The sequence below is a fragment of the Corynebacterium sp. NML 150383 genome (assembly GCF_002285085.1).
In the GTDB taxonomy this organism is placed as follows: domain Bacteria; phylum Actinomycetota; class Actinomycetes; order Mycobacteriales; family Mycobacteriaceae; genus Corynebacterium; species Corynebacterium gottingense.
Window position 1 is genome coordinate 89,969 of the sequence record NZ_NSGK01000006.1, and the last position, 18,280, is coordinate 108,248.

The following is an 18,280-nucleotide window of genomic DNA, read 5'->3' on the forward strand; positions in this document are numbered from 1 at the left end:
GTATCAGGTTTCTTACGAAATGGATAGTGCAGGGTGCCACACCATCCATTTGTTCAAAACGAGCTCCAGCTTAGCTGGGTTTGCTTCGCAAAACTACTTGGTCGCGGGCAAACGTTCGCGGAATCCCATTAGAAGGGAAGCTTGGGTGCGCCCGGAATCTGGCCGAGCAGCTGGTCAACCGGGTTCTGGATCAGGCCCAGGGAAACGCCTCCGGCAACGAGTGCCACCAGAGCGGCGAGCACGCCTGTGACCGCAGCGACAACCTTGCCCGCGGTGGAGGAGCCCTCCTGCTCGTCACCAGTCTGCTGATCCGGGGAGTCCGGTTTTTCTTCCGGCTTCTTTTCCGGCGCCTCGCCAGGCTCCTCACCCGGCGTCTCCTCCGGCTCCTCCGCCTTGTCCAGCAGGGATTCCACCTGGAAGAGCGTGGTGGTGCCGGAGACCTCGTTGCCCATGGCCAGGAGCGCTTCGCCGTTCGGGGAGTCCGCGGCCGGGATGAATGTAAGTCCCTCGGCGCCGAGGTCGCCGACCTTGGACAGGCCGTCGCGAAGCTGCTTTTCGCCCTCGTCGGCAAGCGCCTCCATGTTGATCGAGAAGTCGCGGTTGTTCACGTAGGCCTGGTACTTCGGAGCGCTCGGGTCGGTGATGTCGTAAACCATCACGCCGCCGAGGCGCTCAAAGCCGATGAACGCGTAGGTGCGGCCGTTGACCTCGCCGACGGTGACGCCCTCCGGCTCCGGGCCCTTGTCGTCGGAGCGGGTGTCAAAGGAGGTTTCGGTGTGGTTCGAGTTGAAGTACTCGGGCAGGATGCGGGAGGTGATTTCCTCGAACTGCGAGCCGGAGTCGAAGACGCGCTTGCCATCCGCGGTGAAGATGGAGAAGCTGCGCCCGCCCAGGTTGTACAGGTCGTCGTAGCAGCCCTTCTCCTCGTTGAGGCCCATGGAGGTGGTCATGTTCAGGCGCCCCAGCTGCTCGTCGGACTGCAGCTCCTCGAGCTGGTCCGCGGAGAGACCGGCGTAGCCCTCGCAGATCGGAGCGACGTCCTTTTTGCCAAACTTCTTCAGGCGCGCCTCTTCGGAGTAGCCGTCCCAGTCGCGCGAGTCGCCCTCGTTGGCCAGGACCAGGTAAGTTTCGCCGTCGACGTTGTAGGCGGCAATGGAGTCTGGCTGCAGGAGGGACTTCACCGGCCACTTGGAGGTGTTGGTCGTGCCGTCCTTGTCGGAGGCGTCGAAAGGCACCTCGCGGCGGTCGGTGACACCGAGCGGCCAGATGTCCTCGACCTTGCCGGAGGTGATGTCCACGACAGCGATCGCGTTGTTCTCCTGCAGGGTCACGTACGCCTTGTTGCCGTCGACGGCGATGTACTCCGGCTCCAGGTTCTGCGCCTCAGTCTGAGAGGCGCCGACCTGGCCAAAGATGCGCACGCCCTTGTCCGCCAACGTGCCCTCGAACGCCGAAAAGTCGGCGGTACGGACCTTGTCCTGCGTTGGTGCGGCAACGTCGTGCTCGAGGCGGATGAGGGAGATGGAACCCTCCGGGTCAACCGAGTAGTCCTCGGCCGGCTCGCCTTCGTTTGCCACCAGGGCGTAGCGGCCGTTGGGGGTCAGGGTCACCATATCCGGCAGGGAGCCCACGCCCACGCGGCCGAGCACTTCGCCCGGCGTGTCCGCGCCGGCGTCGAAGAAGATGACTTCGCCGGGCTTCGTCTTGTCCTCGTCCGGCTCCACGGTCGCGACCGCCAGGCCGTCCTCGCGCACGGCGACGGAGTTGATCGTGGTGTCGTCGCCGCCGTGAACTTCGCCCACCTTGGTCGGTGCCGTCGGGTCGGAGACGTCGAGCACGTCGATTTTGCCCGAGTTCGCATTCACGGTGAGCACGCGCTTCGAGGCTTTGTGGTAGGCCACGATCTCCGCGCCGGACTCGTCGAAGACGCCAGCGTCGTACGAGCCGATCGGAGCGATCTTAGCGGAAGCATCCTTGGCCTGGTCGTACACAGGCTTATCGACGACCACCGCGCCCGCCGGGGCAACAGCAATCAGCGATGCGGAGAGCGCGGCAGTAGCCGGCAACGCGAGCAGGGCGCGGGAGCGGGGACGGCGGAGCGAAGGGAACATGCGTAGGCCTTTCTTGGAGCTGGCTTCGGACCGGCTTTGGGTTCGCCTGTCAAAAGCGTGGTCTGCGGTTGGGGGGTGTTCCTATATAGGTTGTCAACTCCGCGGGTGGGCTTGTTGGGGGTGTGAACGGCTTCTGCTTCGTCTCGTAGATGTTGTTTTGGGTACCTTGAGGAGCCGATTGGGCTTGCTGTGCAATCGGCTTGGATGGGGGTCTGGTGGCTTTAGGCTGCTGCGGCCTCCTGGATTGTGGGGATGTCTCGGTAGAGCTCGCCGTTTCGCATCATGGCGAAGAGGACGTTGAGGCGTCGGCGTGCGAGTGCGACGACTGCGGCGTTGTGTCTTTTGCCTTCTTTGCGTTTTCGTTCATAGAATTGCCGGGAACGCTCGTGGAATCTGATCGATGCAAAAGACGATTGCCATAGGGCGTTCTTTAATTTTTGTTGCCAGCGCGGTTGGGCGAATTCGACATAATGGACGTTCCTGATTGATTTGTCCGTGGTGATAGGCCTGCATAGGACGCTAGGTGCGCTGCATCGGGGAAGTCGGACATATCGCCAACGGTCATGAGGATCTGTGCTGCGCTACGTGGGCCGATGTCGGGCATGGATAAAAGAATCTCGGTTTGAGGAATGTCTTGAATGAGCTTGAGTACCTGTGCTTCTATTTCCTTGCGATGCTCTAGTTTGGCCAGTGCGTCTTTGGCGGACATTGCTACGCCAAGTTCGGCGTATTCTGCGCCGGCAATGGACACGGTCTGTCCGTGGATGGCAGCAAGCATGGCATCGATGACAGGCTCGGGATTGCGCGCTTTGTGACTGCGCGCAAAGGCTGCTAGGCGTGTTTTACCGATGCGTCGAATCTTGGTGGGGTCACCGTATTTCGCAAGTAGGTGGAGGATCCATTTTCGGTGAATCATCTGTCCGCGCAGAACATGTTCGAATGCAGGATAGGTTCCTACGAGCGCGGATCGCATCTGGTTAATCAGGCGTGTGTAGGCCCGGGCGAGATCTTCGTCAATACCGTTGAGTACTTTCAGCTGGATAAAGACTTCCTCAACGCGGTCGACACTGCGCAAGGAATCTGGAAGGTTAAGACCGGCATGGGCGATGACGTAGGCGTCGCGTACATCGGTTTTGGAGTTGCCGACGTGGATGCGAGAGAGCTGTCGCATCGCAAGCCCTGGTAGATAGCGAACATCTGCCCCCATGTCTTGGGCGACTGCGACGGTTAATCGGCCGATGTTGTTGGGTTGATCGACAATGACCAGGACCGAGGCGTTGTCGGTGAGGAATTTGCCGAAGAGCTTGCGTAGTGAGCCTTCATGCTGGTTGATGCGTTTGGATAGGACTTGCCTGCCTTGGGGATCGAGGACGCAGGCGTGGTGGAAGTATTTGCCGACGTCTACGCCAATGACGAAGTCATAGGCCATGGGTGTGTGCCTCCTAGCGATGAATGAGAAGTTGGACTATTTAAGCTTCATCACTGGGGTTGGTCGGACATACTTGGACTGGCACCCACATTACTGTGAGACCTCATACCACCTGGGCTGGGTCAGGTTCCTATTAGCAGTTTGAGTATGTCACTGTCTTCGGCGACATCACCCCCCGGATCATTTTCAGACAGGGACAGGAATAAGCCATACCGAAGCCAGTGACTAGTTCCCCTGTCCTTTCAGACGGAGGGAACGGAAGTAAACATAGCCCGCCCAATCGGGCGGACAGGTTATGAATCTTCGGTGCCCTGGGGTGGAACTGCTAACAACGTAATGGGCATCCTAAAGTGGGCAGGTAGTTCCAAGGAGAACGCGTGGTGAACACTTGGTGAACCGTGCGGGTGAATGAAAACTGGCGGCGATAGCCCGCGCGAATACCTGTTCACGGATAGACTTGTCCACCATGAACGCAGCCACCGAGCACAATGAACAGTCAACGAGCAACTACCAACCGGTCCACGCTGCCGACATTCAAGCTGCTCAGGCGAAAATTTCCTCGGTGATTGAGCCGACCCCGCTGCAGTACTGCCCGCGGCTGTCGCAGCAGTACGGCGCAGATGTGTACCTCAAGCGTGAGGATTTGCAGGACGTGCGCTCCTACAAGATTCGCGGCGCTTACTACAACATCTCTCGCCTGTCCGCTGAGCAGCGCGCAGCGGGGGTGGTCGCGGCGTCGGCTGGCAATCATGCGCAGGGCGTCGCGTACGCCTGCCGTGCGCTAGGGATCCAGGGCAAGATCTTCGTGCCCAAGCCCACACCGAAGCAGAAGCGCGATCGGATTATGGTCCACGGCGGCGACAACGTCGAGCTCGTCGTGACGGGCAATACGTTCGACGAGGCGGCGGAGGCGGCTCGTGCCGACGCCCGCGAGCGCGGGGCAACAATCATCGAGCCTTTCGACGCCCGCGATACCGTCATCGGGCAGGGCACGGTTGCCGCCGAGATCCTCGCTCAGCTGACGGGGCTTGGCCGGGAGCTGGACACCATCATGGTGCCCGTCGGCGGCGGCGGCCTGCTCGGCGGGATCGTGTCGTACGTGGCAGACATGTCGCCGCGCACGGCCGTGGTGGGGGTGGAACCGCGCGGCGCGGCGTCGCTCGCCGCAGCGCTCGAGCACGGGGGTCCGGTGACGCTGACGGACATTGACCCGTTCGTCGACGGTGCGGCGGTCAAGCGCATCGGCGCGTTCCCGTTCGAGGTGATCGAGCACAACCAAGGGCGCACGCACCTTTTGCGCGCGGACGAGGGCGCGGTGTGCACCGAGATGCTGGCGCTGTATCAAAACGAGGGCATCATCGCCGAGCCCGCGGGCGCGCTGTCGGTGGCGGGACTGGCCGGGATGAAGGTCCAGCCGGGGTCCACCGTCGTATGCGTCATCTCCGGCGGCAACAACGACGTGCTGCGTTACGCGGAGGTCATGGAGCGCTCCCTGGTGCACCGCGGGCTCAAGCACTACTTCCTGGTGAACTTCCCGCAGGAGCCGGGACAGCTGCGTACCTTCCTCACCGACATCCTCGGCCCGGACGATGACATCGTCCTGTTCGAGTACCTGAAGAAGAACAACCGCGAGACCGGCGCGGCGCTGGTCGGCCTGGAGCTCACCCGCGCGAGCGACCTGGAGTCGCTGCTGGAGCGCATGGATGACTCCGTCATCGAGTGCCGCCAGCTCACGCCCGGCACGCCTGAGTACGAGTTCATCGTCTCCAGCTAGCCGAGCAAGCCCAGTGGGCCGAGCTAGCCCAGCGGGCCAAGCGGGCGCTGCCTAGCGCTGGATGTAGGCGATGCCCCAGGGGTCCAGCACCGTCTCGTCATCGCCGACCTGCGGGTGGGTGAACGAGTACAGCAGGGTACCGCCGACCGGCGCGGTGACCGGCTCGTCGCTGAAGTTCGCAGCCAGCACGACCGTTCCGTCAGCGCTACCGTCCGCCATGGTCAGCCACTTCTCGCCGTTGTCCACCTGCAGCGTGCGCAGGTCCTCGCGGTTGCAGCCGTGCTCGCGGCGCAGCTGGATCAGGCGCTTGTAGGCGTCGTGGACCTGCTGCTGCTCGTCGGTAAAGGTCCAGTTCAGCTTCGCGGACGTGTAGGTCTCCTCGTTGCCCGGGTCCGGCACTTCGTCGTGGTCCCAGCCCTGGCGGGAGAACTCGTGGAGGCGACCCTGGCGGGTGCCCTCCAAAATCTGCTCATTGGAGTGGGAGACGAAGAAGGGGAACGGGGTGTCCGCGCTGAACTCTTCGCCCATGAACAGCATCGGGGTAAACGGGGAGTGCAGCAGCACCGCAGCCTTGAGCACCTGCTGGGTCGGGGTGAGGTTTTGGCTCGGGCGGTCGCCCGCAGCGCGGTTGCCGGTCTGGTCGTGGTTGGTGGTGTAGGACACCAGGTGCCACGGAGCGACGTGGGAGAGGTCCAGCTCGCGGCCGTGCGTGCGGGCGCGGTACTGCGAGAAGGAGTTGCGGAACCGGTAGCCGTTTCGCAGCGTATCCGCGAGGATCTCGGTGGTGCCGTAGTCCGCGTAGTAGCCCTGCTTCTCTCCGGTCAGCAGCGTGTGGATCCCGTGGTGGAGGTCGTCGAGCCAGTGCCCCTCGAGCCCGTAGCCGCCGCGCTCGGGGGCGCTGATCAGGCGCGGGTCGTTCTGGTCGGACTCGCCGATCACGGTGCGAGGCACGCCGGTGTCCGCAGCGAGGTCGTCGCCGATGCGGGCGATTTCTTCCATGATGGAGAAGGCGAGGCGGTCGTCGTAGGTCTGCACCGCGTCCAGGCGCAGCCCGTCAGCGTGGAACTCGCCGAGCCACTGGCGCACCGCATCCAGGATGTAGGCGCGGACCTCGTCGGAGCCGGGGCCGGAGATGTTGATGACCTCGCCCCAGGCGGTGAGCCCGTCCGTCAGGTACGGACCGAACTCGTCGTTGTAGTTGCCCTCCGGGCCGAAGTGGTTGTACACGACGTCGAGGAGGACGGCGATGCCGCGGGTATGCGCGGCGTCGATAAGCTCCTTGAGCCCCTGCGGGCCGCCGTACGTCTCATGGATGGCAAACCAGTCGACGCCGTCGTAGCCCCAGTTTCGGGTTCCGGCGAAGGGCTGCAGCGGCATAAGTTCGATGGTGTTGACGCCCAGCTCGGCGAGGTAGTCCAGCTTTTCAATCACGCCGGCGAAGGTGCCGGAGGGGGAGAAGGTGCCCACGTGGAGCTCGTAAATCACCATGTCCTTGGTGGGGATGCCGGACCAGTTGTCATCGTTCCACGCGAAGTCGGTGCTCACGACCTCGGACGGGCCGTGCACGCCCTCGGGCTGGAGGCGCGTGCGCGGATCCGGCATGGGGATGGACCACTGGGTGCCGTCGAAGAGCGAGAAGGTGTAGTGCTGACCCGGCTGCGGGGCGACGGTGGCGGGGTCGAGCGCCCACCAGCCTGCGCGCTCCGCGTCGAGCTGCATGTCGTGGTCTTCGCCGTCGACGGTCACGCGCACCTGCTGGCCCTTCGGGGCCCATACCTCAAACTGGGCCGGGGCGGTGTGGGACGCAGCATTATTGGCAGCGTTTGTGCTGTGCGATTCGCTCATGTCCCCAGCCTAAGGAGGCGGCTCGAGCACCGCAATGACGTCGTCCCCCGGTAGACTGCACCCCTATGCTGACCACCTACGAGCTGCCCGCCCCGGGCGCGCCGACCACCCACGAACTTGAAATTAAACGTTCCCGGTTCATCACCTGGGTGGGTCGCGTCGAATCGGAGGACGAGGCGCGCGAGTTCATCCACGCAGCGCGAGAGGCGTTCCCGGATGCGCGCCACCACTGCTCGGCGTTCATCGTCCACGTCGACGGCGCGCAGCCCATCGAGCGCTCGTCCGACGACGGCGAGCCGTCCGGCACTGCGGGCACACCCATGCTCGAAGTGCTCAAAGGCTCAGGCCTGGTCAACGTATGCGCAGTGGTCATCCGCTACTTCGGCGGCACCAAGCTGGGCACCGGCGGGCTCGTCAGCGCGTACACGCACGCGGTGACCGGCGCGCTCGAGAACCTGCCGCGCGCCACCCGCAACCTCCGCGAGCTCATCACCGTCAACCTGCCGCACGCCGAGGCCGGCCGGATCGAGTCGGAACTGCGCAACGCGGGCATCGAGGTCGTCGACATTGCCTACGGGTCACTGGCCACGTACACGCTCGGGTTCGCCCCGGGGGAGCGTGAGCTTGTCGACGCCCACCTGGCAGCGTCCACCCAAGGCACCGTCGAGTCGAAGGAAGCCGGGCACCGGTGGGTGGAAACGACCGACTGATCCGCGGCAAACGCCGGCTGCGCGTGATCCCGCGATAGACTGTGCAGCATGACGATGAAGCCTCGCCTCAATAACCCCATCGCGCGCCGCAAGGAAGCTGTGCGCAAGTACAGCCGGAACGCCGTCCTCTGGGCCGGCGGCGGAGTGGTCGGCGGTGTCGCCCTCGGCCTCATCGCGGGCTCATGGTCGCTGCTTATCCTCGGTTTCGTCGTCGCCGTGGTCGGCGGCGTGGCCAACTGGATGAAGGTGCAGAAGATCGTGAACCATAAAGACGAGTACTAAAGGCGCGGGCGAATGACCCAACCCGACGGAAAGGCAGTGCGGATCGACGCCTGGCTGTGGGCCGTCCGCATCTTCAAGACCCGCACCCAGGCCGCGGAGGCCGTGCGCGCCGGGCACGTCAAACTGAACGAGCAATCGGTAAAACCCGCCGCGCAGGTCGTACCCGGCGACGCGGTGCGCGTGTGGAAGGACCACCGCTACCGCGACCTGGAGGTCACGGCAACCGTGCGCAAGCGCGTCGGGGCGCCCGTGGCCAAGCAGTGCTACCTCGACCACTCGCCGCCACCGCCTCCGATGGACATTTTCGCCACGATGCCCAAGCGCGAGCGGGGGGCGGGGCGTCCGACGAAGAAGGAGCGGCGCGAGACCGACCGCCTGCTGGGTCGGCGCCGTTAGTTCGCCGCCCGGAGCTGCGCCAGACGCTTGGTCAGCCGCGCCCGGCGCACCTTTGGCCGGTTGCCGGCGTCCCACGTGCGCTCGATGTGGTCGGTGCCGTAGCGATTGAGCAGGAGGTCGTCGACAAGCCTGACTTGCCCGGGCACGAATGAGTAGCGCAGGCCGTTGGTTACCGCCTCAAGGTCCGCCGGGTTGAGTAGCTCCGCGACCTGCGAGACCCGCTCGAGGCCGTGCGCGCGCAGCAACTCGTTGAGGAACCGGTAGTCCGCCGCCCGCGAGAGTGGGTAGCGCGAACCGAGCAGCACCGTGAGGATGCCCGGCAGGGTCTCCGGCGCGATCTGCGCCTCCACGTCCGCCCCCTCCGCAGGTTTCACATCCGTGATTCCGGCGATCTGGTCAAACTGCTGATCGGCCAACTCGATGAGCCCGGCCGCGAGCGTGAACGCACGGTCCACCTGCGGGTCGACGTCCTCAACGGCCCGCTTGTAGCGCACATCGTGCTCGAACTCGGCCCAAGCGTGCTGGAGCACCGTGCGGATCTGCACCTCGAAGGCCGTCCCCACATACTCCTCGAGCCCCTCGGACCTCTCCTGCACCCGCAGCACCAGGTGGTGCGAGCCGTAGCCGAATCCGCCGGCCACGCGCGTCTCCTCCGCCTTATCCACGCTGCGCAGGACCTCAAACTCCTCCGCAAGCAGCGTCTGCACAGCGGGGATCTCAGTGGAGTGCAGCACCGTAATGCGCGCCCCGATGATGTCCTTAATGTCCGTCCACGGTTCCGGGTAGACGGGTTCGCCGTCGCGCATCTTGCGCGCCTTTTCCTTCAGCGAGGGCCACGTCTTGATCCGCACGTCCACCCGGTCGAAGTTCACGGCGGCATCGCGCATCAGCTCGTGCAGCGCGTGGCGGAACGCCGTCGCCGGGTCCTCGTGCGCATTGAGCCAGTTGAAATAGGTAGAGCCGAGCCGGGCGATGGTCGCGTCGGGAACCCTCGCCTCAGCCTTCCGCGCCCCCTTGCCCGCCCGGGCGCGCTTCTCCTGCTCGTTGCTCATCAGGAGCTACAGCATACCCCGCTGCACGCTTATCGACGCCCCCACAGTCCCATCCTCACGCCCCCGCACGCACGAACAGCGCCACCGGCAGCGCGGAGAACACGTCGGCGACCTGCACAGTCCCGTGAAACTCCCGTCCGCTCAGGCGCTCGACCCACGTACCCTCCGGCAGGTCCACCGTCGTTTCGCCCCAGCCGCCGGTCCTGGCCAGCTTGAGCGGCTCCCGGGTGGCGAGCCCAATCACCTGCGCGTCCTCGCCCTGCATACCGCGCGCCATGCCGACGAGGTGGTGCTGCGCGGGACCCAGCGCGAACACGGCCCGGTACGAGCCCTCCGTAAACACCTCCGGCCGCTGGCGGCGCAGCCGCAGCGCCTCCGCCGTAACCGCCTGCTTCGCGCGGTTGCCGCGCTCCGCCAGCGCCTCGGGGGTCGGCGGGACCTCGTCATACAGGAACGAAGCAATGTCGAACGACTCGCCGTCGCGGGCGGCGTCGTACTGCGCGAGCGTTTGCGCGCGCGCAGTGTAGTCTACGAACGCCCTGTTGTCCGGGTCCACGAGCGCAAGTTCTACGAACTCCTGCCCTTGGTACGTATCCGGAATGCCCGGCCCGACCAGCTGGAGCAGCTTGCGGCCCAGCGACACCTGGACCGCCCCGATGTGCAGCTGCCGGACGAACGCGCTCACCCGCGCGGCGGCCGGTCCGTACAGGACAGCGTCCACCCAGTCCAGCACCCGCTGTTCGTAGCGCGCATCCGGGTCCACCCAGGTGGTGTGGAGTGCTGCCTCGCGCACCGCCTTCGTGGCATAACCGTGCAGGCGCTCCCGCAGTGCGTCCGTCACTGCTCCGTCCTCCGGCCAGACGCCGATGATGTTCTGCAGGAGGAAGTGGCCGGTCGCGCTGTCCGGCGGCGGCACCAGCGCAACAACCTGCCGCACCAGCTCGGCGAAGTCGTTCGGCACCTCGGTGAGCTCGATGATCCGTGCACGGGTGTCCTCGCTGCGTTTTGTGTCGTGCGTGGACAGCGATGTCATCGCGTGCGGCCACAGCCCGGCGCGCTCGTCCTGCAGCAAGTGGAACTCCGCCGCCCCGACGCCGAAGCGCCCCGGCGCTCCGCCGACTTCCTGCAGCGCCACGAGCCTGCTCGCGCGGTAGAACAGCGTGTCCTCGACGCCCTTGGCCATGACGGCACCGCAGACTTGGGCGAAGCGGTTCTTCGCCTCGCCGGACGCGAGGAAGGCAGCCGCGATGAGGTCGAGCGCGTTGCGACGAGAGGGGAAGCGCTTGGCCATGTCCGAGATGACGCTGGACGTGATGCGCGAGAGCGACCGGTAGTCGGCGCGGTAGACGGGCATCGCCGCGACCAGCTCGATCACTGTCGACGCCAATTGCTCATCCGAGACTTCCGCGGTCACCGCGGAGAAGTTGTCGCGGCGGATGGCGCGGACGAGCCTGCGTACCTCGGCGCCCAGCTCGGAGGAGGCGACGTCGTGCTTGAGCTGCTGCTCGCTCGCCGCGATGGCTTCCTCGTCCCAGGTCGAGCCGGATTGCTGCAGGGCGAGCATGCTCAACGTGTCCTCGGCCGAGCGGTTGAGAAAGATGCCGTCGAGTTCCCGCAGCGCGTCGTACCCGGTGGTGCCGTCCACATGCAGGCGCGGGTCGAGCGGCTCGTTGACGCCAAGGATCTTTTCCACCACGAGCCACCGGTCGTGCCCGACGAGGTCCCGCAGGCGGGAGAGGTACGCGAAGGGGTTGGTCAACCCGTCGGGGTGGTCGACGCGTACGCCGTCGATAAGCTCTTCTGCGATCAACTGGCGAAGGAGCCGGTGCGTGTGCTCGAAGACGAGTGGATCTTCCTGGCGCACCCCTGCGAGCCCATCGACGGAGAAGAAGCGGCGGTACGAGATTACGCCGTCGCGCCAGTACATCAGCTTGTACGGCTGGCGCTGGTAGACCTCGAGCGGGTCGTCGTCGAGACCGCCGTACGACCCCGGCGCGAGGGGAAAGTAGTTGTCGTAGTAGGCCAGGACATCCTCCCCGCCCGGGGCAGTGCCTGCGGGGAATTCATCCTCGGCCAGGTGAGTGAGGCGGAGCTGCTCCTCGTCGCCCTCCTTGCCAAGCACCGGGAGCCCGAGCTTACCGCCGGCGCCGTTGTCCTCGTGCCAATCAATATCAAAGTAGGTGGCAAACTCGGAGTCCGCGCCAAGCTTGAGCACGTCCCACCACCAGCGGTTGCGATGCGGGACCTCCACGCCCACGTGGTTTGGCACGATGTCCAGCACGATGCCGAGTCCGGCGTCGTGTGCTGCCCGGGCGAGCTCGCGCAGACCCTCGATGCCACCCAGCTCGGGGTTGACCTCGGTCGGATCGAGGACGTCGTAGCCGTGATTGGACTCCGGCATGGCGGTGAAGATGGGGGAGAGATAGAGGTGCGATACCCCTAGGTCGCGCAGGTAGGGGATCTGCGCCTGCGCCTCAGCAAATCCGAACGCCCGCCCCGCCGGGTCGGCCCCCGGGCCGCGCAGCTGGAGGCGGTAGGTGGAAGTGATGGGTCGACGCATGGTCGTGCTGCTCCTTGAGCTGGAATGAACGGGGACACAGGGACACCCCATTCACCATAGCGAGGTGGCTAGTAAAAGCGGCGAATCTTGCGCGGACGGCACAGGAGGAGCGGGAAGCCGAGCGAGTACCGCATCAGGCGCTCCCAACCGACGACACCGGCGACGTCCCTCGGTGGTGCGTCGAAGACGAACAACTTGTTGTCATCAGCAACGTAGTACAGCAATTCGTGCTCCGGGCGCAGCACTTCCGTGAAATGCGAGTGCAGCGCGTCGAAGGTTGTCGGGTGCGTCACCCACCCCGCGGCCGTCCACCCAAGCGCTTGGACCTCAACGCCGCGCGGGAGCGAGCCCGGGGCACCACCGAGCGCGATGGACGCGTCCCGGACCCAAAAGGCCTCCTCCGGGCCGCGCTCCTCGGCGAAGCGGAGCAGGCGCGCGGCAGCGTGCTTCCACGCTTGGTGCTCAGAAAAGCCCAACATGCCCACTTGCTGGTGCGTGAGCGCTGCCGTTGCCGGGGTGTCAAACACGCACGCCAGGCCGGGCGACAGGCCGATGTACGCAGTTGATGAGCTCAGCCCGGGCGTGAGCCACGCGTACGGGCCGGTGGAATAACGCTCGTCGCGCCGGGCGAGGCGGGGGATGAGCAAGGCGGGCAGCTCCGGGGCGCGGGGAGCTAGGGTGTCAGAAAAATGCGTCATGCACTATTAGACGCAAAAAGTGCCGCCCCGGTTCCATGCGTTGCCAAAAAAGCTGAAAGTTTTTTGACGGAGGGGGGAGTTGGCAGGTCAGAACGGTGGTTCGTCGTCAAGCTCGAGCACCGAAAGCAGGCGATCCGCCTGCCAGATCTGGATCTCCTGGCCCTTTTCCTGCAGTTCCTTGGCGCGCTTTTCCTTCGAGGTGACGCTGTTCCAGGCGCCGACCACCAGGATCGTCGTCTTCTTGGTCACGTTCTTGCCCACCTGGCCGCCGTGCTCGGCGATGCCGTTCCAGAGCGTGCCCTTGTCAAAGGGCTCGAATTCGCCGGTAAGCGTGACGTGCTGGCCGTACAGCGGCGAATCCGGGCTGGCGTCCAGGTTCGGCTCGGGGACCTTGTCGGGCGTGGCCACAGACTGCCAGGGAGCCGGGCTGCGCTGGCCGCCGCTCGAGACCCCCGCCCCCTTGCCCGAGCCGGATTGCCCACCGCGCTTCGGCCCGGCCTGGTTACTGCCGCGCGGCGCGGCGGCAGCCTCCACGACGGCCTGCACGCCGCCAGCGGCGAGCAGCTCCGCCTGTGCGGCGCTCCGCGTCCCCGAGCGGTCCCGCGTCACCGGCGTGACCTTCGCCTGCTCGATGGTGCCCAGCACAAAGCTGCTGCTGTGCACGAAGCTGGCCAGGGAGCCTGTGTGGTGCGCCCGGCGCGCCAGGCCGAGCATGATGCCGGCGCACGCGGCAGCGTCGGCGCACGCGTCGTGGTGGTTGTCCAGGCCCACACCGAAATACTCCGAAAGCGTGGGCAGGCGGTGGTTGCGCACGTCAAGGCGCTCCGCGCGCGACTGCGCGAGCGTGCACGCGAACAGCATGGGCGGAACCGGGTGCCCCGTAGCCACGCACGCGCTGTGCAGCGCCGAGGCGTCAAACTGCGCGTTGTGCGCGACCAACGGCAGCTCGCCGACGAAGTCAATCATCGCGTCGATGCGATCAGCCACGCCGGGCGCGTCAGCCACATCATCGGCGGTAATCCCGTGGATGGCCACGTTGCCCGGCTCGAACTGGTTGCAGCTCTCCGGGGGCTGGCACAGCCACGACACGCGGTCGACCTCTTCGCCGTCCACAAACTTGACCAGCCCAATCTGGCAGATGGAGCCCCAGTTGGGGTTGGCGGTCTCCACGTCGAACCCCACGAAATCGAAGCCGGGGATCGCGCCAGAGGCTTCCGCATTATCGACGTCCGGGGCTTCGCCCCGGCGCGCCGCAGCCACGAGCGACGCGAGCGCTTCTACCTGCGACGCCTCGCCGGGCGCGAAGCGCACCACCTTGGTGTCCCCGGCCCCGAGCGTGATGGAGAGGCGGCCTTCTTGCCACCCGTCCCCGGGCTCGGTGGTCACCTCGGTGATGTCCGCGACGTCCACGCTGTGCTCGTCGGACTTGCCCGCGAGGGCGGCGGCGAGCGGCGAGGGGCGCCACACCACCTTCGAGTTGGTCACCGTTACCAGGGCGCCGTGGGCGGAAATCACGTGAACTACTCTCCAATCACAGGCAAATGCGGGTTCGCACTAGTCTACCGGGGCGGTGGGGCGTCGATAAGCACCTGCCCCTTAGTCCTCCGGCATCACCGGCGGCTCGATCTGCTTGAGCACCATGGTGGAGCGGGCAGGCACGGTCAGGGTGCCCTCAGCGTCGGCGGGATCGAAGCCGACGGGGTAGCCCAGGGGCTCGGTCGTGTCGATGAGCACCTCCCACTTCGCGCCGAACTTCTGCGGCGGGATGCGGAACTCGATGTCCTCGTAGTGGGCGTTGAACATGAGCACGAAAGAATCGTCCGTGATGCGGCGGCCGCGCGAATCGGGTTCGGAGATCGCGTCGCCGTTGAGGTAGACCATCAGCGCCTTGCCAAAGGCGAAGTCCCAGTCCTTCTGCTCCATTTGCTGCCCGTCCGGGACGAGCCAGGCGATCTCGCGGTCCAGCACGTCCTCACCCAACGCACCACCGGAGAGGAAGCGACGGCGGCGGAAGACGGGGTGGGCCTTGCGGATGGCAATGAGGCGTTTGGTGAAGTCGTGGAGCTCGTTCGCCTCGTCCAGGTGGTCCCAGTTCATCCAGGCGATCTCGTTGTCCTGGCAGTAGACGTTGTTGTTGCCGCCTTGGGTGCGCGCAAACTCGTCGCCGTGGGCGATCATGGGCGTGCCCTGGGACAACAGGAGCGTGGTGAGGAAGTTGCGGCGCTGCTGGGCGCGGAGCTGGCGCACCTCCGGATCGTCCGTCGGGCCCTCCACGCCACAGTTCCAGGAGCGGTTGTGGCTCTCGCCGTCGCGGTTGTCCTCGCCGTTCGCGTCGTTGTGCTTCTCGTTGTAGCTCACCAGGTCATTGAGCGTGAAGCCGTCGTGCGCGGTGATGAAGTTGATCGACGCGGTCGGGCGGCGATCGTTGTGTTGGTACAGGTCCGAGGAGCCGGTGAGGCGGGACGCGAACTCGCCCAGGGTGGAGCCCTCGCCGCGCCAGAAGTCGCGCATGGTGTCGCGGTACTTGCCGTTCCACTCGCTCCACAGCGACGGGAAGTTGCCCACCTGGTAGCCGCCCTCGCCGACGTCCCACGGCTCCGCGATGAGCTTGACCTGGCTGACAACCGGGTCCTGCTGCACGAGGTCGAAGAAGGTGGCCAGGCGGTCCACATCGGAGAACTCGCGGGCAAGGGTGGAGGCGAGGTCGAAGCGGAAACCGTCGACGTGCATCTCAGTGACCCAGTAGCGGAGGCTGTCCATAATCAGCTGCAGCGAGTGCGGGTCGCGCACGTTAAAGGAGTTGCCCGTCCCCGTGTAGTCCATGTAGTGGTACTTGTCATCGTCCACCAGGCGGTAGTACGCCTCATTATCAATGCCGCGGAACGCAATCGTCGGGCCCATGTGGTTGCCCTCCGCGGTGTGGTTGTACACCACGTCCAGGATGATCTCCATGCCCGCCTCGTGGTAGGCGCGCACCAGGTGCTTGAACTCGGCCACGGCGTCGCCGGGGTTGGAGGTGGAGGCGTAGTCGTGCTCCGGGGCGAAGAAGCCGAAGGTGTTGTAGCCCCAGTAGTTGCGCAGCCCCATTTCTTTCAGGCGGTCGTCCTGGAAGAACTGGTGGATCGGCAGCAGCTCGACGGAGGTGACGCCGAGGTCCTTGAGGTATTCCACCATTGCGGGGTGTGCCATACCGGCGTAGGTGCCGCGCAGGTTTTCCGGGATGTCCGGGTGCGACTGCGTCATGCCCTTGACGTGGCACTCGTAAATCACCGTTTCCTCGTCGGGGATGCGCGGGCTGCGGTCGTCGCCCCAATCGAAGAACGGGTTGATCACGACCGAAAGCATGGTGTGACCCAAGGAGTCTTCCTCATTGCGGCCGGTGCCGGGTTCCTCAGCGTCCGGGTCGTAGGAAAACAGCGCGGAGTGGGTGTCAAAGGAGCCGTCGAATGCGCGCGCGTAGGGGTCGATGAGCAGCTTGCTCGGGTCGCAGCGCTTGCCGTCAGCCGGGTCCCACGGCCCGTGGACGCGGTAGCCATAGCGCTGGCCGGGGGCGATGCCGGGGAGGTAGCCGTGCCAGATGTGGTTGTCCATCTCTTCCAGTGGGACGCGCGTTTCGGCTCCGTCGTCGTCGATCAGGCACAGCTCGACGGCATCGGCGACACCGGAGAACAGCGCGAAGTTCGTGCCGGCTCCGTCGTAGGTGGAGCCAAGCGGGTATGCGGATCCTGGCCACACGATCGGTGCCTCGGAGGTGGTGGGTGCATCAGAAGGTGCAGAAGGTTCAGTCATGTCGCCCGATCCTAGCCAAATTTGCGCGCCCGGTCCCGGCTACGCGCCCGCCTCGCCCGCCGTGCCTCCCGCGCGCAACCCCGCCATGAGGAGCGCGACGCCTTCCTCGTGCTCGCGCGTCGCTTCCTCGGCGCCCACCACCGGCCGCTCCCCGGTGGCTTCCGCCAGCTGCGCGCCCGATTGGTACACCGTCGCCGCGCCAAGCGTCATGGTGACCAGGCCCGCCGCCGCTGAGCGAAGGACACTTGCCGGAGCGCCCTCGTTCGCGACTTCCCGCACTGCCTCCTCAAAGACGGTGGAAAGCTCCCCGCGGATGCGCGCTCCCGGCTGGCTCATTGCCGCGAGCACGACCTCGGCGCCATCGCGGATGCCCAGGACGGCCTCCCGGAGGGCGCGCGCGAGCTGTTCCGGCGCGGTCGCCTCCCCCGCGGCGTCGGCTGCAACTGGTCGCACAATCTCCGCGGCAATGCAGGAGATGAGCTCCTGTTTGTTCTCGATGTGCCAATACAATGCCCCCGGGGCAACGCCGAGTGAGGTGGCCACGCGGCGCATTGAGACGTCCGCCAGCCCGTACTCTGCCAAAATGCGCAGCGCGGATGCGGTAATGGTGTCCCGGGTCAACTGCATAATGCTCCATCGTAACTGTGGTGCAGTCAGGGCACGGGAGGTTCATTGCCCCGATTGCTCACAGGAAGCGCCCAGAATGTTGTCACCTCAACTCGACGATTGCCCCAGCTGGGTGTTGTTAGGATGGTCGAGACAACTTACAAGTATCTCGAGCGTGCGTTCGCGCGTCCAAGAGTGATACGAACCCGGGCGGTCCGACTTCCCGGGAGATGAAGAGAGGTAATTCGTGAGGTTTTCCACCAAGACGACGAAAGCTGCTGCAGCAGGCGTCACGGCAATCGCCCTGACCTTGACACTGTCTGCGTGTGGCTCAGGGGAGGAAACCAACGGCGGCGGTCTGTCCACGGCAGCTGAGGCCGCCGGGGGCAACGGGGCCGACAACACCGAGTCCGTCGACGGCGCCGCGAAGGAATCGGAAAAGAAGTCCGGGGACGACAAGGACCAGAAGGACGGACAGAAGGACCAGGACTCCAAGGGCGGGGATGCCGCGAAGAAGACCTCGGAGAAGGACGCCAAGGACTCCGGCGAGAAGGGTTCTGGCTCCGACAACCAGGGCGAGAACGGCGATGTGCCCACCATTGCTAACCCGTTTGCGGACGGTGAGTACGAGCAGGTCACCCACGAGCCGATCGCCGGTGGCCAGGATGCGTCGCAGGGCGACATCGATGAGATGACCAAGGTCGTCGAGGCCGTCTCCAACCCGGAGTCGCTCGCCACCTGGACCCGCACCATCCTGGATAACTCCTGCAAGGCCGTGCGCGACCCTGCCATGGAGGAGCTTGAGCGTCAGGGCATGACCCTGGACTCCGTCGAGGAAGCGGCGCGAATGCAGGAAGATGCCGGCATGACCATGGACCTGCCGAAGTCCGAGATCTCCCTGGCGGACGTGCGCGTTGACGGCGACCGCGCCTCCGCGTCCGTGACGGCCAAGAATGATTCCGGCGAGGATACCCAGACCCAGCTCTTCCAGCGCGAGGATGGCCGCTGGAAGCTCTGCAACTAGTCAG

General features: G+C 65.5%; 13 protein-coding genes and 1 pseudogene. 5 read left to right on the forward strand and 9 right to left on the reverse strand.

The genetic code is table 11. The features are described from left to right. Positions 1 to 128: 128 nt before the first annotated feature. Together CKJ85_RS07535 and CKJ85_RS07540 are read right to left on the reverse strand one after the other, a co-directional pair. Positions 129 to 2,111 (reverse strand): choice-of-anchor I family protein, encoded by a 1,983-nt coding sequence (locus CKJ85_RS07535; RefSeq protein ID WP_143340179.1) that lies wholly within the window; start codon positions 2,109 to 2,111, stop codon positions 129 to 131. 221 nt (positions 2,112 to 2,332) lie between these two features. Further along, positions 2,333 to 3,540: pseudogene (locus CKJ85_RS07540) on the reverse strand (IS110 family transposase). A gap of 466 nt (positions 3,541 to 4,006) precedes the next feature. On the opposite strand from CKJ85_RS07540, the gene ilvA reads away from it, so the two are divergent. Then, a complete protein-coding gene (gene ilvA, locus CKJ85_RS07545) occupies positions 4,007 to 5,314 on the forward strand; it encodes a threonine ammonia-lyase IlvA (RefSeq protein ID WP_095553991.1) in 1,308 nt (435 codons plus the stop codon). 51 nt (positions 5,315 to 5,365) lie between these two features. On the opposite strand, the gene treZ is transcribed toward ilvA, so the two are convergent. Then, the gene (treZ, locus tag CKJ85_RS07550) at positions 5,366 to 7,159 is read right to left on the reverse strand and encodes a malto-oligosyltrehalose trehalohydrolase (protein ID WP_095553932.1); all 1,794 of its coding nucleotides are present in this window, start codon (positions 7,157 to 7,159) and stop codon (positions 5,366 to 5,368) included. Positions 7,160 to 7,224: 65 nt separating this feature from the next. Here treZ and CKJ85_RS07555 point away from each other — a divergent pair, with 65 nt between their 5' ends. Genes CKJ85_RS07555 through CKJ85_RS07565 form a run of 3 tightly spaced genes read left to right on the forward strand, consistent with a single transcriptional unit; the run spans position 7,225 to position 8,547 of the window. Then, on the forward strand, positions 7,225 to 7,869 hold the full coding sequence (locus CKJ85_RS07555; protein ID WP_095553933.1) for a YigZ family protein: 645 nt from the start codon (positions 7,225 to 7,227) through the stop codon (positions 7,867 to 7,869). A gap of 48 nt (positions 7,870 to 7,917) precedes the next feature. Further along, positions 7,918 to 8,151, forward strand: coding sequence for a hypothetical protein (locus CKJ85_RS07560; protein ID WP_095534855.1), 234 nt, complete (start codon positions 7,918 to 7,920; stop codon positions 8,149 to 8,151). A 12-nt stretch (positions 8,152 to 8,163) separates the two neighbouring features. Beyond that, positions 8,164 to 8,547 (forward strand): RNA-binding S4 domain-containing protein, encoded by a 384-nt coding sequence (locus CKJ85_RS07565; protein WP_095545932.1) that lies wholly within the window; start codon positions 8,164 to 8,166, stop codon positions 8,545 to 8,547. Here CKJ85_RS07565 and CKJ85_RS07570 read toward each other — a convergent pair. The 6 genes from CKJ85_RS07570 to CKJ85_RS07595 form a co-directional block, all read right to left on the reverse strand. Then, positions 8,544 to 9,599: a GTP pyrophosphokinase family protein gene (locus tag CKJ85_RS07570; protein WP_095277581.1), complete on the reverse strand. Its 1,056-nt coding sequence runs from the start codon at positions 9,597 to 9,599 to the stop codon at positions 8,544 to 8,546. The two genes, CKJ85_RS07565 and CKJ85_RS07570, sit on opposite strands and share 4 nt — an antisense overlap. A gap of 55 nt (positions 9,600 to 9,654) precedes the next feature. Then, positions 9,655 to 12,159, reverse strand: coding sequence for a malto-oligosyltrehalose synthase (gene treY, locus CKJ85_RS07575; protein ID WP_095553934.1), 2,505 nt, complete (start codon positions 12,157 to 12,159; stop codon positions 9,655 to 9,657). A gap of 68 nt (positions 12,160 to 12,227) precedes the next feature. Continuing rightward, positions 12,228 to 12,857, reverse strand: a complete 630-nt coding sequence (locus tag CKJ85_RS07580) for a hypothetical protein (RefSeq protein ID WP_095553935.1) — start codon at positions 12,855 to 12,857, stop codon at positions 12,228 to 12,230. A gap of 87 nt (positions 12,858 to 12,944) precedes the next feature. Further along, a complete protein-coding gene (locus CKJ85_RS07585) occupies positions 12,945 to 14,372 on the reverse strand; it encodes an exonuclease domain-containing protein (RefSeq protein ID WP_095553936.1) in 1,428 nt (475 codons plus the stop codon). 81 nt (positions 14,373 to 14,453) lie between these two features. Then, the gene (gene glgX / locus CKJ85_RS07590; RefSeq protein ID WP_095547224.1) at positions 14,454 to 16,646 is read right to left on the reverse strand and encodes a glycogen debranching protein GlgX; all 2,193 of its coding nucleotides are present in this window, start codon (positions 16,644 to 16,646) and stop codon (positions 14,454 to 14,456) included. 39 nt (positions 16,647 to 16,685) lie between these two features. Next, positions 16,686 to 17,273, reverse strand: coding sequence for a TetR/AcrR family transcriptional regulator (locus CKJ85_RS07595; protein ID WP_095553937.1), 588 nt, complete (start codon positions 17,271 to 17,273; stop codon positions 16,686 to 16,688). A 226-nt stretch (positions 17,274 to 17,499) separates the two neighbouring features. Between CKJ85_RS07595 and CKJ85_RS07600 the strand changes: the two genes are divergently transcribed. Then, positions 17,500 to 18,276 (forward strand): nuclear transport factor 2 family protein, encoded by a 777-nt coding sequence (locus CKJ85_RS07600; RefSeq protein ID WP_095277568.1) that lies wholly within the window; start codon positions 17,500 to 17,502, stop codon positions 18,274 to 18,276. Positions 18,277 to 18,280 lie beyond the last annotated feature (4 nt).

What these genes read in the sequence shown, in the direction of transcription:
- CKJ85_RS07535 (WP_143340179.1), bottom strand. Translation starts at nt 2,111, where the DNA reads ATGTTCCCTTCGCTCCGCCGTCCCCGCTCCCGCGCCCTGCTCGCGTTG.
- ilvA (WP_095553991.1), top strand. Translation starts at nt 4,007, where the DNA reads ATGAACGCAGCCACCGAGCACAATGAACAGTCAACGAGCAACTACCAA.
- treZ (WP_095553932.1), bottom strand. Translation starts at nt 7,159, where the DNA reads ATGAGCGAATCGCACAGCACAAACGCTGCCAATAATGCTGCGTCCCAC.
- CKJ85_RS07555 (WP_095553933.1), top strand. Translation starts at nt 7,225, where the DNA reads ATGCTGACCACCTACGAGCTGCCCGCCCCGGGCGCGCCGACCACCCAC.
- CKJ85_RS07560 (WP_095534855.1), top strand. Translation starts at nt 7,918, where the DNA reads ATGACGATGAAGCCTCGCCTCAATAACCCCATCGCGCGCCGCAAGGAA.
- CKJ85_RS07565 (WP_095545932.1), top strand. Translation starts at nt 8,164, where the DNA reads ATGACCCAACCCGACGGAAAGGCAGTGCGGATCGACGCCTGGCTGTGG.
- CKJ85_RS07570 (WP_095277581.1), bottom strand. Translation starts at nt 9,599, where the DNA reads ATGAGCAACGAGCAGGAGAAGCGCGCCCGGGCGGGCAAGGGGGCGCGG.
- treY (WP_095553934.1), bottom strand. Translation starts at nt 12,159, where the DNA reads ATGCGTCGACCCATCACTTCCACCTACCGCCTCCAGCTGCGCGGCCCG.
- CKJ85_RS07580 (WP_095553935.1), bottom strand. Translation starts at nt 12,857, where the DNA reads ATGACGCATTTTTCTGACACCCTAGCTCCCCGCGCCCCGGAGCTGCCC.
- glgX (WP_095547224.1), bottom strand. Translation starts at nt 16,646, where the DNA reads ATGACTGAACCTTCTGCACCTTCTGATGCACCCACCACCTCCGAGGCA.
- CKJ85_RS07595 (WP_095553937.1), bottom strand. Translation starts at nt 17,273, where the DNA reads ATGCAGTTGACCCGGGACACCATTACCGCATCCGCGCTGCGCATTTTG.